14 protein-coding genes are annotated in these 15,306 nt (G+C 58.6%); 2 read left to right on the top strand and 12 right to left on the bottom strand.

The window, feature by feature from the left end:
• Positions 1–148 precede the first annotated feature (148 nt).
• On the top strand, positions 149–2,038 hold the full coding sequence (locus J7416_RS14790; RefSeq protein WP_209225858.1) for an acyl-CoA synthetase: 1,890 nt from the start codon (positions 149–151) through the stop codon (positions 2,036–2,038).
• Positions 2,039–2,050: 12 nt separating this feature from the next.
• Positions 2,051–2,974, top strand: coding sequence for an alpha/beta hydrolase (locus tag J7416_RS14785; protein WP_209225856.1), 924 nt, complete (start codon positions 2,051–2,053; stop codon positions 2,972–2,974).
• Here J7416_RS14785 and J7416_RS14780 read toward each other — a convergent pair whose 3' ends face one another.
• The 12 genes from J7416_RS14780 to J7416_RS14725 all read right to left on the bottom strand — a co-directional run.
• The gene (locus J7416_RS14780; RefSeq protein WP_209225854.1) at positions 2,975–3,811 is read right to left on the bottom strand and encodes an alkaline phosphatase family protein; all 837 of its coding nucleotides are present in this window, start codon (positions 3,809–3,811) and stop codon (positions 2,975–2,977) included.
• Between the two features lie 148 nt (positions 3,812–3,959).
• Positions 3,960–5,597 (bottom strand): ABC transporter ATP-binding protein, encoded by a 1,638-nt coding sequence (locus J7416_RS14775; protein ID WP_209225852.1) that lies wholly within the window; start codon positions 5,595–5,597, stop codon positions 3,960–3,962.
• The gene (locus J7416_RS14770) at positions 5,594–6,409 is read right to left on the bottom strand and encodes an ABC transporter permease (RefSeq protein WP_209225850.1); all 816 of its coding nucleotides are present in this window, start codon (positions 6,407–6,409) and stop codon (positions 5,594–5,596) included. Before J7416_RS14770 ends, J7416_RS14775 begins: the two co-directional genes overlap by 4 nt.
• Entirely contained in the window at positions 6,406–7,362 is a 957-nt protein-coding gene (locus tag J7416_RS14765) for an ABC transporter permease (protein WP_209225848.1), read from the bottom strand. Before J7416_RS14765 ends, J7416_RS14770 begins: the two co-directional genes overlap by 4 nt.
• Before the next feature lie 15 nt (positions 7,363–7,377).
• Entirely contained in the window at positions 7,378–8,964 is a 1,587-nt protein-coding gene (locus J7416_RS14760) for an ABC transporter substrate-binding protein (protein ID WP_209225846.1), read from the bottom strand.
• A 126-nt stretch (positions 8,965–9,090) separates the two neighbouring features.
• Positions 9,091–11,085 carry a CocE/NonD family hydrolase gene (locus tag J7416_RS14755; protein WP_209225844.1) on the bottom strand — a complete coding sequence of 665 codons (1,995 nt, stop codon included), beginning with the start codon at positions 11,083–11,085 and terminating at the stop codon, positions 9,091–9,093.
• A 51-nt stretch (positions 11,086–11,136) separates the two neighbouring features.
• Positions 11,137–12,240 (bottom strand): DUF4147 domain-containing protein, encoded by a 1,104-nt coding sequence (locus tag J7416_RS14750; RefSeq protein WP_209225842.1) that lies wholly within the window; start codon positions 12,238–12,240, stop codon positions 11,137–11,139.
• Positions 12,240–12,677, bottom strand: coding sequence for a D-aminoacyl-tRNA deacylase (gene dtd / locus J7416_RS14745; RefSeq protein ID WP_209225840.1), 438 nt, complete (start codon positions 12,675–12,677; stop codon positions 12,240–12,242). The genes J7416_RS14750 and dtd overlap by 1 nt, the downstream gene beginning before the upstream one ends.
• Positions 12,678–12,702: 25 nt before the next feature.
• Positions 12,703–13,371, bottom strand: a complete 669-nt coding sequence (locus J7416_RS14740; protein WP_209225838.1) for a nitroreductase — start codon at positions 13,369–13,371, stop codon at positions 12,703–12,705.
• An 80-nt stretch (positions 13,372–13,451) separates the two neighbouring features.
• Positions 13,452–14,561 (bottom strand): TFIIB-type zinc finger domain-containing protein, encoded by a 1,110-nt coding sequence (locus J7416_RS14735; protein WP_209225836.1) that lies wholly within the window; start codon positions 14,559–14,561, stop codon positions 13,452–13,454.
• On the bottom strand, positions 14,561–15,037 hold the full coding sequence (locus J7416_RS14730; protein ID WP_209225834.1) for a protein tyrosine phosphatase family protein: 477 nt from the start codon (positions 15,035–15,037) through the stop codon (positions 14,561–14,563). Before J7416_RS14730 ends, J7416_RS14735 begins: the two co-directional genes overlap by 1 nt.
• A 17-nt stretch (positions 15,038–15,054) precedes the next feature.
• A partial coding sequence (locus J7416_RS14725; protein WP_209225832.1) for a DUF4339 domain-containing protein occupies positions 15,055–15,306 on the bottom strand: 252 nt, incomplete at its 5' end.

Genomic DNA, 15,306 nt, shown 5'->3' with positions numbered 1-15,306 from the left:
GCGAGGGAAATCGCCGCACGTCGCTGCGTAACACTACAAAATCAGCCATGGCACAACTAACCCGTCGCTTGCACCTGCGCGGTTTTGATCCCATCTTGCTTGAGGAGACAACCGCGCGAGACGTGGGAGAAGAACAGGGAGGAGCCACATGGCCTTTGTGGGTTTGGAAGACAAGGCGAGGATGGAGCAGGAAATGCCGTGGGAGGATCGGGATGTTCCGGCCACATTCCACCAGTTGCTGTCGCGTACGGCGGGCAAATTCCCAAACAGTAATGCAGTCAGTTTTCAGCTGTTGTCCGGTCCGACGGACAAGGCAGAGACGCTGACTTGGTCGCAGCTGCTGGGCAAGGTCAATCAGGCCGCAAACCTGTTCCGGTCATTGGGCATCGGTGAAAAGGACGTGGTAGCCTATGTGCTGCCAAACTGTAACGAAACACTGGTCACTATGATGGGCGGTGCGGTCGCTGGCATCGTGAACCCGATCAACCCCCTGCTAGAACCTGAGCAGATCGCCGCCATCCTGCGCGAGACCGAGGCCAAAGTGGTCGTAACGCTCAAGTCCTTTCCGAAAACGGATGTGGCGCAAAAGGTCGAAGAGGCGGTCCGACATGCGCCAAATGTCAAAACCATCCTCGAGATTGACCTAAACCGCTATCTGACGCCACCAAAGTCGTGGCTGGTGCCGTTCCTACGCCCGAAAATGGGCGACAAGGAAAAGCTGGCGCACGCGGATTATAAAAACTTCAACAAGGAACTGGCGAAACAGCCGACCACTCTGACGTTTGAGGACAGCAAGGAAGATCGCGTTGCCTGTTATTTCCACACCGGCGGCACGACCGGTATGCCGAAGGTTGCGCAGCATAAATACTCGGGCCTGATCTACAATGGTTGGCTTGGACATACGCTGTTGTTCTCGGACGAAGACGTCATCATGTGCCCGCTGCCCATGTTCCACGTTTTCGCCGTGCACGTGATCATGATGGCCGCTGTGTCATCCGGCGCGCATGTGGTCTTCCCTACACCTGCGGGATATCGCGGCGACGGCGTGTTCGACAATTTCTGGAAGCTGATCGAACGCTGGAAGGTGACCTTCATCATCACTGTTCCAACAGCAATCGCCGCCAAGATGCAGCGCCCGGTCGACGCAGATATCTCAAGCGTGAAAACGGCCTTCTCGGGCTCGGCCCCGTTGCCGGTGGAACTGTTCCGCCGGTTCGAAGAAGCAACTGGCGTGACCATCGTCGAAGGGTACGGCCTGACCGAGGCGACCTGTCTGGTGTCCTGCAACCCGGTGGACGGGGAAAAGAAGATCGGCTCGATCGGTATTCCGTTCCCCTACACGGACGTGAAAATCCTGCAGGACGGACCTGATGGGCCAAAGGAATGCGGCTCGGACGAGATTGGCGAGATCTGCATTTCGAACCCCGGTGTCTATGCGGGCAACACCTATACCGAGGCCGACAAGAACGTCGATCTGTACCATTTCGACAAATACCTGCGCACAGGCGACCTTGGCCGGTTTGACGAAGATGGCTATCTATGGATTACAGGCCGCGCCAAGGACCTGATCATTCGCGGTGGTCACAACATTGATCCCGCCGAGATCGAAGAGGCGCTGCTGGGGCACGATGCTGTGGCCTTTGCCGGTGCTATCGGGCAACCGGACCCCTACGCGGGCGAAGTCCCTTGTGCCTTTGTTGAATTGGTCGATGGTGCCTCGGTGACCGAAAAGGAACTGATGGAGTATTGCGGTGTGCACGTCCACGAGCGTGCAGCACAGCCCAAGCACATGACCATTCTGGACGAGTTGCCGAAAACCGCCGTTGGCAAGGTCTTCAAACCCGAGCTGCGCAAGCAGGCCATCACGCGCATCTACAACGGCGCGCTGGAAGAGGCTGGTCTGGGCGCGCGCGTTGTGTCTGTGACTGACGACAAGAAACGCGGGCTCGTCGCGCAGCTTGACGCGAACGGCTCCTCCGAGGACGATGTCAGCAAAGTGCTGGGAACGTATACCCGGCCGTGGGAATGGGCTGCCTGACCAGGAGGGGACATGGATTATGAACGTCTGATTGATGAAGAAACCTGGGCGTTCATAAGACGAACGGCTGAAAGCTATCCTGATGACGCGGTCGATTTGTCGATCGAAGATCAGCGCCGCGTGTATGACGCGATGTGCAAGGACTTTCGCCAGCCTCGCCCGCCAGGGGTTGAAACACAGGACAGGCACGCCGATGGCGTGCCTGTTCGCGTCTATACAGCAGGAAACCCCACCAGAACCGTTGTCTATTTCCATGGGGGCGGTTTCGTGGTTGGTGGACTGGACAGCCACGACGACGTTTGTGCCGAGCTCTGTGCCCAGACCGGGTATCGGGTTGTTGCGGTGGACTACCGCCTGTGCCCTGAACATGTCCATCCGGCGCAGTTTCAGGACAGCTGGACTGCGACGAACTGGGCGGTTCGGGAATATGGCGATCCGATCGTTCTTGCGGGTGACAGTGCCGGCGGCAACCTCGCCGCCGCCGTGGCCCATCATGGGCGCGGACAACTTGAGAACGTATTGGGCCAGATCCTTATCTATCCGGCCTTGGGCGGAGATACATCCAAAGGATCGTATGTCGAACACGCCCACGCGCCGCTTTTGACGCTGGACGAGGTTCACTTCTACGAGAAGGTCCGATGTGGTGGGAATGTTCCGGATAGTGACCCGACCTTTGCGCCGCTGCACGATACCGATTTCTCGGACCTGCCGCCAACCGTAGTTGTTACAGCCGACTGCGATCCGTTGCGCGATGACGGGCCCAGTTATTGCGACAAGATCACAGCCGCAGGCGGGCAGGCGCATTGGATCAACGAACCCGGACTTGTCCACGGCTATCTACGCGCGCGCACCAGTGTGAAGCGCGCCGCAGACAGCTTTGAGAGGATTTCAGTCGCTATCGAGGCGCTGGGCCAGAAAATCTGGTCTTACGACTGATTACTTCAGAAACGGGTGGGCTTTCATCGTATCGGCAATGGGGGCACCCATACGATCCAGAATCGTTGGTGCAAGTTGCAATTGGTCGATCACTGTATCGGCCTCAGGGCCTTCGGCATCCCCGAAGTAATACAACGCGGTTTCTTGTTGCAACGCCCCGCGCCCGCCGTGATGGCCACGTTCGTCCTGGCCGTGATCTGCGGTCACAATCACCTCATAACCCAATTGCCGCCAGCGGGGGATAAAGGGCGCCAGCATTTCATCGGCAACAAAACAGGCGTGGTCCATTTCTTCACAGTCGTGGAAGAACCGATGGCCCATGCTGTCCAAGGTGCAGGTGTGCAGGATGCCGTAGTCCAACCCAAACCGCAGACACAAGTTGGTCAGTGTGCCGTACAGGTCGACGTCGGACGGTGTCATCTGGTTGACCTTGCCGTAGCCGGTCATGGTGTGGAACCGGCCGTGGTTGATCGTTTTACTTTCCGGCTCGTCATATTCGATATCACGGACGTAATCGAACGGATGGCGATTGAAGAATTGCGACCAGTAGCTGTGGGTGACGGCTCCGGTCACGCCGCCGGCTTCGCGCACCTGGCTGAAAACGTCTTTGTGGTCTAGTCGAAATACGTTGCCGTTTCCGGTGCAGCCGTGCTCCTGAGGGGTGACGCCGGTATGGATCGAGGCATAGCAACTGGCCGATGTGGACGGCAGGACCGCGCGTAGTTTCCAGACCCGCGCCTCGCCGCTGTCGACCCAACCTTCAAGGTTTCCGAACAGGCGACGGAAATTTCGCCACGGAACGCCGTCCAGAATAATAAGAAGTAGTTTGCGATCCATGTCCCGGCCTTTTGTCCTGATGTGCGGCGACCCTAGGGGATTCGAACCAATAGGCCTGCCCGTTCGCGCCCCCAATAGCAAAATCCCGACACCTGTCATCCAACAAGGCGCCGGGATTTTGAATTTTCATCGTACCGTCACGAAGCGATCAGTTGCCTGCGCTCTCCATCTTGCGGTGGGCGACGACCTCTTCCAGCCAGCCCAGATGCATTTCCGGCACCGAGCTTAGGAGCAGGTCGGTATAGTCGTCGAACGGCGGGCTCAGCACCTGCGACTTGGGACCATAACGGACCACACGTCCCTGATACATCACCGCGATACTGTCGCTGATCGCACGCACGGTCGCCAGATCGTGGGTGATGAACAGATAAGCCACATCCTCGATCTTTTGCAGGTCAAGCAGCAGCTTGAGGATGCCGTCTGCCACCAGCGGGTCGAGCGCCGAGGTGACCTCATCACAGATGATCATCTTGGGCTTGGCCGCCAGCGACCGGGCAATACAGACACGCTGTTTCTGGCCACCGGACAGTTCCGCCGGATAACGGTCGATGAACTTCTCACCCAGCTCGATCTCATCCAGCAACTCGATGATCCGCTTGCGCTTCTCAGCTCCGCGCATGTTGAAGTAGAACTCCAACGGGCGGCCGATGATCGTGCCGACAGTCTGGCGCGGGTTCATCGCCACGTCCGCCATCTGATAGATCATCTGCAACTCGCGCAGGTCTTCGCGTGTACGCCCGGCCAGATCAGGGCTGAGCTTGCGACCGTTAAAGGTGATCTCACCATCGCGCGGCGGTAATAGACCGGTGATCACACGCGCCAGAGTCGATTTGCCCGAGCCCGACTCACCCACGACCGCCAGCGTCTGCCCGGGATGAAGCTCGACATTGACGTTGTGCAGCACGTCGAAATTCAGCCCCTTGTAACGCGCGGTGATCCCGTCCACGCTCAACACCGCTTCGGGTGTGGGCTTTTTCTCTTCGTGCTCGATGGAGCGGACTGAGACCAGGGCCTTGGTATACTCCTCTTGCGGGTTGTTGATGATCTGGTCGGTGGTGCCGTATTCGACCGTATTGCCCATCCGCAGAACCATGATGTCATCACTGACCTGGGCGACAACGGCAAGGTCATGGGTGATGTACAACGCGGCAACGCCGGTGTCGGCTATGGCCTCTTTGATCGCCATAAGCACGTCGATCTGAGTGGTCACGTCCAGCGCTGTGGTGGGTTCGTCGAACACCACCAGATCAGGCTCGGGGCACAGTGCCAGCGCGGTCATACAGCGTTGCAACTGACCACCCGAAACTTGGTGCGGGTAGCGGTCACCGATATTGTCCGGGTCGGGCAGACCCAACTTGGCAAACAGCTCTCGTGCGCGGCCTTCAGCTTCCTTGCGGCTGAACTTTTTCTGTTCGACCGCAGCCTCAACCACCTGATCCATGATCTTTTTGGCGGGGTTAAAGGACGCCGCAGCAGACTGGGACACATAGGTGACCTCACCGCCGCGCAGCTTGCGGATATCGCCATGAGACGTCTTGAGGATATCGCGCCCGTTGACCCACACTTCGCCGCCGGTGATTTTCACACCCCCCCGACCATAGGCCATCGAGGCCAGACCGATGGTGGATTTTCCGGCACCGGATTCGCCGATCAGGCCCAGCACCTTGCCGCGCTCGAGGTCAAAGCTGACCCCGTGCACGATTTCGATGTCATGGGGTTTTTCACCCGGTGGATAGACGGTCGCGCCGATTTTGAGGTCGCGGACCTTGAGCAGGGTATCACTCATCCCCGACCTCCTTTCAGTGACGTGGTGCGGTTCAGGACCCAGTCAGCAACAAGGTTGACCGAGATAGCCAGCGTCGCAATAGCCACAGCGGGATAAAGCGCCGCGCCGATGCCGTACACGATGCCATCCTTGTTTTCTTTCACGATGCCGCCCCAGTCCGCCAGCGGCGGCTGAACGCCCAGACCAAGGAAGGACAAGGTCGAGACAAATAGAACCATAAAGATGAACCGCAGACCCAATTCCGCAACCAGCGGAGACAGGGCGTTGGGCAGGATTTCCCGGAAGATGATCCAGACTTGGCCTTCGCCGCGCAGCTTTGCCGCCTCGACATAGTCCATCACGGCGATATCAACTGCGACGGCGCGCGCCAAACGATAGACACGGGTTGAGTCCAGCAGACCCATGACGATGATCAAAACCGGGATGGTTACCGGCACCATGGCCAGAACAACCAGCGCAAAGATCAGGGTCGGGATTGACATGATCAGATCCACGGTGCGGGACATGACCTGATCGGCCCAGCCGCCCAGAACTGCGGCCAGAAAGCCAAGGATTGAACCGGTCACAAAGCTGAGGATCGTCGCCGCGGTGGCGATGAAGATCGTCGTGCGTCCGCCATAGATCATGCGGCTCATCAGGTCGCGGCCGATATTGTCTGTACCCAACCAGAATTGCGAGCTGGAAGGCTCCCACACGTCGCCGACGACTTCAGCCATGCCGTAGGGGGCCAGCAGAGGTGCGAAAATGGCGACGATGAAATACAGGGCTGTAAAGGCCAGCCCGATCATTGCAGAAATAGGGATATTCTTCATTTCGGATGCCTCAGCCTTGGGTTGGCCAGAATGGCAACGATGTCTGCAATCATATTCAGTCCGATGTAGATAGCGGCGAAGATGACGCCGCAGGCCAGAACCACCGGAACGTCACGCTTGGTCACATGGTCGACCAGATACTGTCCCATGCCGGGATAGACGAACACCACCTCAACCACGACGACGCCGACGACCAAGTAAGCAAGGTTGATCATCACGACGTTAACGATCGGGGCAATCGCATTTGGGAAAGCATGGCGATAGATCACCTGAAAATTGCTCAGACCTTTCAATTCGGCGGTTTCGACATAGGCCGACTGCATCACGTTCAGGATTGCAGCACGGGTCATGCGCATCATATGCGCCAGAACCACCAGCGTCAGCACGATGACCGGAAGCGCGATCGAGTTCAGCTTTTGCCAAAAGGACATGCTGTCATTGATCATCGCCAGAGGCGAGAACATGCCCAGCTTAACAGCAACGAAATAGACCAGAACGTAACCGATCAGGAATTCGGGAATGGAAATCGTGGTCAGGGTCACACCGGAAATCAGCTTGTCCGGCCAGCGGTTGCGATAGCGGACGGCCAGCAGGCCCAGAAAGATCGCAAGTGGCACAGACACAAGCGCGGCCCAGAAGGCGAGAAACAGAGTATTGCCCAGACGGTTGCCGATCGAGTCCGCAATATCCAGCTTGTTTGTTAGGGATTGACCCAGATCACCCTGCAGGATGCCACCCAGCCATTCAAAATAGCGGGTCAGGGCCGGGCGGTTCAGGCCCATTTCTTCGCGCAGGTTTGCCAGCGCTTCAGGGGTTGCAGCTTGACCCAGGACCGCTTGCGCAGCGTCGCCAGGCAGGGCTTCGGTGAGGCCGAATATCAGAGCCGATGCACCGAAGAGAAGCAGGAGTCCCAGCGCCAGGCGCTGGGAAACCAGTTTGATGATGGGATGCATTAACTGTGGGCCCTATCAGGAGAACCACATTTTGCGGGACATATTGCCGTTCATCATCTCTTGGGTTGGATCGTTTTCCCAACCTTCGAGCTGATTGGTGACACCTTCGACAAAGTCGTTGAACATCGGGCAGATCAGACCACCCTGATCGCGGACCATCATGCCCATCTTGCTGTAGATGTCCTTGCGTTTGTCGTTGTCCAGTTCGGCGCGTGCCGCGAACAGCATTTCGTCGAATTCCGGAATCTTGAAGCGGGTGTCGTTCCAGTCGGCAGTCGACAGGTACGCGGTCGCGTACATCTGGTCCTGTACCGGACGGCCGCCCCAGTAGGACGCACAGAATGGCTGAACGTTCCAAACCTCGGACCAGTAGCCATCGTTTGGCTCGCGCTTGATTTCCAGCGGGATACCAGCCTGAGCGGCACTTTGCTGGAACAGGGCTGCGGCATCCACAGCACCCGGGAAGGCACCATCTGCAACACGCAGGATGATCGGCGACCCGTCGTGGCCCGAATTCTTGTAATGCTCAGCGGCCTTTTCAAGGCTGAACTCGCGCTGCGGGATTGAGCCGTCAAAGAGCGGGTAGGCCGCGTTGATTGGCATGTCGTTGCCAATAGTGCCGTAACCGCGAAGCACCTTGTCGACCAAGTCCTGACGGTTTATGGCGTGTTTCAGCGCCAGACGCAGTTCGTTGTTGTCGAACGGCGCGGTGTCGCAGTGCATGATGAACACATAGTGGCCGCGCCCTGCAGTCGAATGAACGGTCAGGTTCGGCGCGCGACCCAGCAGATCGGCAACCTTTGGTTCAACACGGTTGATCGCGTGAACCTGGCCAGATTGCAGTGCGGCGGTACGTGCGGTCGCATCGTTGATGACGATTACTTCGACACTGTCGAAGTTGCCGAAATCAGGGTTCCAGTGGTTTTCAAACTTTGTGTACATGTGACGTACACCGGGCTCGTTCACTTCAACCTTGTATGGTCCTGTGCCGATGCCCGCACCCGGATCGTCCATACCGCCATCCGGCTGAATGATCAGGTGGTAATCGGCCATCAGATAGGGAAGGTCGGCGTTCGGTTCAGTCAGCGTGACCTGGAAATTGTCGCCATCGGCTTTCATCGACTCGATGCCCTTCATGATGCCCAGGGCACCGGACTTGGAGTCTTCGTTCGAGTGGCGCTGCATGGTCTTCAGCACGTCTTCGCTGGTCATGGTCTTGCCGTTGTGGAACTCGACGCCTTGACGCAGTTTGAACGTCCAGACCTTGGCATCCGCACTGCCTTCGACAGCTTCGGCGAGGCGCGGCTCGATCGACCCGTCGGGTGCAACTTCCACAAGCTGGTCCCCGAATTGTTTACCATTCTGGAACGGCACCGAGCTGGCATAGGTGGCAGGATCCAGCGAGTTTGTGGATTCACCGCCCTGCAGACCGAACTTCAGGTCGCCGCCCTTTTTCGGACCTGCGGCCCGCGCGGCGTCGGCGAACATCGTGCTGGCCATCGCTGCCGACACACCCAGAGCCGCCGCTTTCCCCATGAATTCGCGGCGGGTAAGCTTGCCCGCTGTGACCTGACCGGCCATGTGAGTGAGTTGTTCGTTCATGTATTGGTCTCCCAGTTGAATGGATTACAGTCCTTTGCCGGACTTTTTATTGACGCATGAGTCAAAACTAGGCGCATTTCGGTCTGGCGAGCAAGGATAAATGTCTGACCTTTGCCAACCGAAACATCACATCTGGTTGCGGGGAACGGTGTCCTCCTTTTGCTTGGAAAACACCAATTCTTCGTTCTCAAACGCGTTAATCTGCGCTTTGAGGTAAAAGTTGTCCTGATCCGACCACATTTCGCAGGATGTTTCAGTCCGCAATTCGATCCCGTCTCGAACCAGTTCCTGCGTCCAGTGGCAGTGCCCGTGGGCCGAAAGCGGGTCGTCCGGATGGATCGTCCAGCGTTCATAGGCGGTGCCGCCATGGGTCAGGCCGTGGTGGTTGTCGGTCACAAGGCCAAAGTCGTCTTCGATGATCAGTCGCGTTTCGCCCGTGGTCATGTCTGTTTCTACCCGCCGTGCGTTTTGGCTATCCCGCAAGGTCGTCACATCGCGCGGCGTTTCAGCGTCCGGGGGCTGGAAGAAACACTCGTCCCCGCCAGCCGTCGGCCGGTTCGGAATCGCGATCTCACCCCTTGTCAGGTGCAGCTCGGCGGCTTCGGGCGCGGGCCAGATCAAGGGCCAATACGCGCTTGAGACGGCGACCCGAAGGCGATGCCCCTTAGGAACGCGATAGGCAATGTGGTCCAGATCCAGTGTGATCTCGTAAGGGGTTCCCGGCTCCAATGGCGTTGGCTGCGCGTGGCTGTCTCGGTGGGTCAGGTTCAGAACCCCATAGGTGATCCGAGTTGTCGCGCCATCCGGGTGAATGTGATTCAGTCGCACGGCAATCTGCGCCTGTGGACGGTCGGCACTGAGCTGTAGCCGTATGCGCGGCGCACCCACGATATCCAGATCTTCGGAAAGGGGTGCCCCATCAAAACAGGCGGACAGAGCATCGTCGGCACGCTGATCGCCTGGCATGTCAGGCCCCAGCCAGATTGCACAATACTCCCCGCCATCCATACCGCAGGTCAGTGGCGATCGGATGCGTCGGCCCAGCGGCCCGGTGTGTCCCAACCCTGTGTTGGACAAGGCAAGTGTCAGCTGCGCCAGATGCGAGGTCGCTCCTTCGGGTTCCGCAATCCAGCGTCCGGGTCTTTCCGCGTACCAACGTTGGGGGCGGACGCCGTCCATCAAATAGGCCCGATATTCGGGGTCGTCTTCAACGCCAGTATCCAAGCCCTTCAGCCAGTGATCCCACCAGCGTAACGCCTCTTGCAGAAAACCGATTCTGGGTTCGGGTACCGCGAAATGGGGATACTTGTGCACCCACGGACCCACGATCCCCTTGACCGGCGCGTCCAGGTGTTCGACCAGCAGCGGCACTGTGTTCTTGTAGGCGTCGCCCCAACCGCCAATCGCCAGAGTTGCCGCCCGAATGGCGCTGAAATCCTCGCAGACCGACCCATGCTGCCAATACGCGTCTCGCGTCTGATGGCGCAGCCATACAGAGGGCAGAAAAGGCTGTTTCTCCAGCCGGTCCAGCCAAAGCTCGCGCCAGTTCGATCGCAAAGCGGGATCTGGTGCACGGGACGAATACGACCACATGGTCGCGCCCCAGCCCAGGTTTTCGTTCAACAGGCACCCGCCCTTATAGTGGATGTCGTCCGCGTAACGATCTGCAGTCGAGCACAGGGTGATAATCGCCTTGAGAGCCTCGGGTTGAAGGGCCGCGACCTGCAGGGCATTGAACCCACCCCAGCTGATACCCATCATGCCGACCGCGCCCGTGCACCAGGGCTGTTCGGCCAGCCATTGAATGGTCGCGACGGCATCTTCAAGCTCTTGCGGAGTGTATTCGTCCTCCATAAGCCCTTCGCTGTCGCCATTGCCGCGCATGTCCACGCGAATGCAGGCGTAGCCGCGTTTGGCAAACCAGGGGTGGGTCAGGGCATCGCGACCAGCCGTACCGTCGCGTTTTCGGTATGGAAGGAATTCAAGAATGGCGGGTACGGGGTTGGAGGCCGCATCAACAGGACGCCAGATGCGCGCCGACAGGCGGCAACCATCCGGCATCACGACGCCAACATCTGGTAAGTCTTCGATATCGCAAAGCGTGTTGGGCGAGCGCGTCATTTTTGTAGTGTCAGTGCCTTTGCCTTGAATTTAAGTTTGAAAACCGCCAAATCAGCGTCGGATTGCGACAATCAGGTCCATGACATTCGTTCCGGTTGGCCCGGTCACGAGTAAGGCGTTTGCCTTGTCCAGAAAGCTACCGCTGTCAGCGTTTTGCAGGGCTTCTTCGGCCTCGTCTCGCCATGTCGCGCCGTCGACCACCGCCCCGGCGGCATTGGTCGGACCGTCAGTGCCGTCGGTTCCACCAACGACCAGTGTCAAATCCGATGATCCGGAAATTTCGCGCGCCAATGCCAGCGCCAGAGCCTGATTGCGTCCCCCACGGCCGGGGTTTTCCGGCAGAACGACTGTGGGCTCTCCGCCAAAGACCATCGCGCCGGGCGGCATGTCCCTGAGGCGCGGCCCAAGTTCGGATGCCACGCGCAGGAAGTCGTCGTGCAGGCATTCCTCGTCGGTCAGCACAGGCAAACCTTCGCTGCGCGCCAACTCTGCCGCTGCGGATCGGGCATGCGCGTTCGAGGCCACAATCTGCGTCGAGGCTTGAAATGAGTGGCTGTCGGGAAGCGCGCCGATCCCCGAGCCGATGACGGCCAGATCATCCCCGGGAACGTCCGAGATCGCCAGAACGGTCGCTCTGGCTCCCTTGAAATGCGACAGCAGACCACCCCCCTTGATCCGGGAGAGCTTACGCCGTTCCGCATTCATCGCGGTGATATCCAACCCTTCGGCCAGCAATCTGCTGTTCAACTTTTCCAGATCCGACAGAGTGTGCCCGGACAACAAATCCTCGGCCAAAGAAGACGCACCCCCCGACACCAGAAGCAAGACATGAGAATCCGCAGGCATCGCTTCGATCACCTCTCGCAACGCTCGTCCACCCTCAAGGCTGCGTGTGTCCGGTACAGGATGAGAGGCTTCAATCACGCGCACGTCTTCGGGCAGGTCGCTTCCGTGGTCATCCTTGGTCACAACCAGAGTTGGCCGCGGCCCGAAATGGTCCAATGCAGCGCGTGCCATGGCAGCGGCGGCTTTGCCGACGGCCAGAATTTGGTCCGGTGTCTGGGTGTCGTCTAATACGGCCTTGGTGGCCGTTTGCCCGTCAACCGCGTCAACACCGGCCTGCCAAATGCGAATTGCCTGTTGCCTTTGATCCATCAGCTTTCCATCCATATTGTTACCGGCCCGTCATTGACCAGTTCGACCGCCATATCCGCCCCGAATTGACCGGTTTCCACCGGTACGCCATGGGCCTGCAAGCGGCTTGCAAATTCTTCGTAAAGGTGTTGGCCCACATCCGGAGGCGCGGCCTCGGAAAAACCGGGCCTGTTCCCGCGCGACGTATCGGCCGCCAGAGTAAATTGGCTGATCACCAACGCTGATCCTTTGACGTCCACAACTGACCGGTTCATTTTGCCCGCGTCATCCTTGAAGATACGCAGCTTCGATACTTTGGCCGCCAGTTGTTCGGCCTTTTGCTCATCATCGCCTTGCATCGCACAGACCAGGATCATCAAGCCCGGCCCGGTTTGCCCGACTTGTTGCCCGTCGACCGACACATTGGCTCTGGTAACCCTTTGTAGAACTGCGCGCAAATCTGTTCTCCGTTCTGTGGCGTGATTATCCGACCCAGCTGACAATCTCGTCCAGCCCGGCTCGTTCCGTACGAAACCCGTTGGCCGGATGTTCGGTGTCTGAATAACCGAAGGAAATCGCGCACAGGATCAGACGGTCATCGGGAATATCAAAATACCGGTGCAAAAATGCGCCATAGCTGGCTACGGCAGCCTGAGGGATCGTCGCTACGCCCAAGGCTTGCGCAGCCAATGTGAACGCCATGACAAAACCACCGCAATCCATTGCCCCATAGGGACCAAGATCCGCAGGACTTGAGATGATCGCGCAATGTGGTGCGCCAAAAAGCGCAAAGTTTTCCATCATTTGCTTCGCCGACCCTGCACGATCACCACGCTCGACGCCCACCGCCTCGTAAAGTGCCCAGCCGCAGTCGCGGCGTCGCGACTGATAAACGCCGCTATACGCCGTCGGAAACGGCAGGTCCGGCTTCGGCGTGCCGGTTGAGACCTCGTTCTGCAGCGCTGTTCGAAACGTGTCGGTTTCCTCGCCGCTGGTGATCACAATGTCCCAAGGCTGTGCATTGCACCAGCTTGGCGCACGGGATGCGCTGGATAAAATCTGTTCGATATCAGCTTTTGGAACGGGATCGGGACGGAACGCCCGGCAAGAATGCCGCGCGCTGAGTAATCGATCCAGATCGGATGGTGTCACACTGCTCTCCCCTTCGTGCAGACGAGGCGCAGGATGACGTCAGGTCACTGGATGTTCAAGCAGTTAAACGGACAAAGTGGTCACTGCTGACCTGTGGCCATCAAATAGCCCACGCCCGCGGCAACAAGCAGCCCAAGAACCACAGCAATCGTGATTTTGATGGCCGACCAAGGGCGTTCGCCCTGAACACGACCGGTTCTGCCGTTGACGACAAAGCGATAGGTTTCGCCCCGGTACTTATACGCGGCCATCCAGACCGGCAGCAAAATGTGTTTGAAAGTGACGTTCTGAACATCCGTGTCGATCGCGTGAATCCGTTGCCGATCACCCCCGATATCGAAGCGCACATCTCGTTCAATCACTCGCGCCATATGGCCTCGGGCCTCGGTGTAACCGTCCTGGAGGCCAACCGTATAGGCCTCGGCCCGGAACCCGGCCAGATATTCGGGCTGATAGGGTTCGAGCGCGGGCAAATCCCACGGCTCCAACGCGTCTGTGTAACTTTTGGGTAGGGACCGAGAAGCCAGAACCAGCACATCGTCGAAAAACCGGGCAACCCGACCCGATTTCGGAGACCAACGCACCTTGGGTACCTGTTGCTGTACGCGCTTGCCGTCTCGCATAACTGTTCGAGTCTCGTAGTAGACCGTGCCACGTTCTCCGCGATAGCTGGACTTGGTATCCGCGTCAAAGGTCCAGTAGGGCACGTATATTCCCTGCATTTTCCTACCTTTGCGCGCGTAATCCTTCAACCCGTTGGGCGCAAACCACAACCTGCCCAACCAGTCAGACATAGCCTTGTGCGCCGAGCGTTCGTCCAGCGCGAAGGGCAGCACGCCTTTCGGTTTGATATGCCTGCTCACGCCGGTTTCGGTCACAACGGGCGTGGCGCAGAAGGGGCACTCGGCTGCGTGCGTATCCGGGTCGAACTCGACCTGCGCTGCACAGTTCGGGCAGGTCAGTACGCGCGTTTCCTCGATCTCGGCATCTGGCAGTGCGTTTCTCACCGCGGCATCGAAATCCAGTTCTTTCAGGCTGGCGCCGCCCCATGGACCTTCGCCAACGGTTTTTGAATGCCCACAATGATCGCAGGTCAAGGTCCCGTCGCTCGGGTTAAACCGATAATCCGCGCCGCATTGATCGCAGGGAAAACGATGTTCGGTCAACGGGTTGGCTGGATTCTCGTTCATCAGTACTCATAACCCAAGTAACGGTTCGGTTTGTCGATATCGGCTTCGTGTCCCAGAAAGGCGGCCCAAACGCCTCCGGGTCGCCAAATCCCATCCATAAGCGCCTCGGCGGCCGTCACGTCACCAGATCCGTCCCGTGCTCTGCGCAGCATGAAAGCTGAAACGCGGGCATTGTAGATGCAGTGAACGTGCACGGGCGTATCGCCGAGCGCATCCAGAGTTCTGACAAACGCGGAGTAGTCGTCTTCGGTCGGGTTTTCGAAATCCACTGGAATATAGTGATACGTCATACCGGCTGCTGCGACAGTCCCGGGCTCGTCCGCCAGTGCTCCTTTGTTGTCATGCGGTCCTAAATTGATGATATCCGTGATCCCGGCATCCGCCAGCGCTGTGATCTGTTCTTCGGTCGGTTGACCAGACAACGTCAGCCGGTCATCGACGCGACGAAAATTGAGGATATCAGTCAGCGACGCCATTTCTTCCCTTTCCGAGCCTAGGCTCCCGGCGGTGGTGGCGGCAATATCGTGAACAACTGCGCCAACTCCTGCACGTCACCGGCCTTTTTCCAACCGTCCTGACCCGCAGTCCAGACATGGGTGTCGCGCGTGATCTCTCCGTCGGTCGCCATGCGGCCCATTTTGGCCTTCGAGAACGGACCGCTGGTTTGCCCGTCCACCGCGATGTGCCACACATGCTCGACAGGGGGCGGGGGCGGCGGTGCCGCCTGCGCTGACGGGTGCGGGGC

The sequence above is a fragment of the Ruegeria sp. R14_0 genome, assembly GCF_017743975.1.
In the GTDB taxonomy this organism is placed as follows: Bacteria; Pseudomonadota; Alphaproteobacteria; order Rhodobacterales; family Rhodobacteraceae; genus Ruegeria.
This window is presented reverse-complemented; position numbering and strand designations above follow the sequence as displayed.